Origin of the sequence: Micromonospora sp. NPDC002717, assembly GCF_040295705.1 — a bacterium.
In the GTDB taxonomy this organism is placed as follows: domain Bacteria; phylum Actinomycetota; class Actinomycetes; order Mycobacteriales; family Micromonosporaceae; genus Micromonospora.
This window is the reverse complement of sequence record NZ_JBEOVW010000092.1, coordinates 1-1,348: the sequence shown is the minus strand read 5'-3', so window position 1 is coordinate 1,348 and position 1,348 is coordinate 1. Positions and strand designations below refer to the sequence as shown.

The window sequence follows — 1,348 nt, the reverse complement described above, 5'->3', positions numbered from 1 at the left end:
GGGCCCTGACCCCGGATCTTGGACATGCGGAATCCAGTACCTGCTGGGGGAAGCGAGAATCCAAGCATGGCCCGCAAGAACTACACGGAGGAGTTTCGCCGGCAGGCGGTCGACTTGTACGAGTCGACGCCGGGGGCGACCTTCCAGGCGATCGCTGCTGACCTCGGTATCGCTCGCGGCACGCTGCAGAACTGGGTGAGGGCCCTGGGGGCCGGTACCACGGTGACGAGGGCAACGCCGCCGTCGGTGGCCATCGGACCCGGGCGTTCGGAGTCGCAGGCTGCGCGGATCGCGCGGCTGGAGGCCGAGCTGGCCGCGGAGCGGGTCGAGAAGAAGAAGCTCGAGACCGAGCGGGACATCCTGCGGTCGGCGGCGAAGTATTTCGCCGGGGAGACGAACTGGTGAACCGCTTCCAGTTCGTCGCCGACCACGCTCACGCCTTCGAGGTGAAGCGGTTGTGCCAGGTCATGCAGGTGGCCCGGTCCTCGTACTACGCCTGGGGCGCGGCCGCTGAGGCACGCCGTGCCCGGGCCGCCGCCGATGCCGAGCTCGCCGACCGGATCCGGGCCCTGCAGGACCCCAAGCAGGGCGGGGACCGCGCGTACGGTGCCCCGCGGATCACCGGGGATCTCAACGAGGGCGTGTCCGCCGACGGGCGGGTCAACCACAAGCGGGTCGCGCGCGTGATGCGTGAGCACGGCCTGGCCGGGATCCGGCTGCGCCGCCGGGTGCGCACCACCGTCCCAGCCCAGTCGGGCCGCAAGTTCCCCGACCTGCTGGGGCGCGACTTCACCGCCCCCGCCCCGAACTGCCGGTACGTCGGGGACATCACCCACCTGCCGCTGGCCGACGGCCGGAACCTGTACCTGGCCACGGTCATCGACCTGCACTCACGCAAGCTCACCGGGTGGGCCATGGCCGACCACATGCGCACCGAGCTCGTCGAAGACGCCCTGACAGCGGCCGCGCGCGAGCGTGGCACCCTGGCCGGGGCCATTTTCCACTCCGACCACGGGTCGGTCTACACGTCCAGGGCGTACGCCGCCTTATGCCAGCGTCTGAAGGTCACCCAGTCGATGGGCGCCATCGGCTCCTCGGCCGACAACGCGCTCGCCGAGAGCTTCAACGCCACCCTCAAACGCGAGACCCTCGCCGGCGCCACAGCGTTCGCCGACGAGCTCACCACCCGCCGCACCGTGTTCCGCTGGGCCCACCGCTACAACACCCGCCGGCGCCACTCCGCGTGCGGCAACATCTCCCCGAACGCCTACGAAACCCACCACGCCGCTACCCTTACGGCCGCGGCGTAATCAATCACCACCGTGTCCAAGATCCGGGGTCAAGCCCC

At 70.4% G+C, this 1,348-nt stretch carries 1 protein-coding gene; it reads left to right on the top strand.

From position 1 onward, the window contains the following. Positions 1–66: 66 nt before the first annotated feature. A protein-coding gene (locus ABT006_RS34985) for an IS3 family transposase (protein WP_350712752.1) occupies positions 67–1,310 on the top strand; the annotation gives its coding sequence in 2 pieces (ribosomal slippage) (positions 67–385 and positions 385–1,310; 1,245 coding nt in all). The last annotated feature ends 38 nt before the right edge of the window (positions 1,311–1,348 follow it).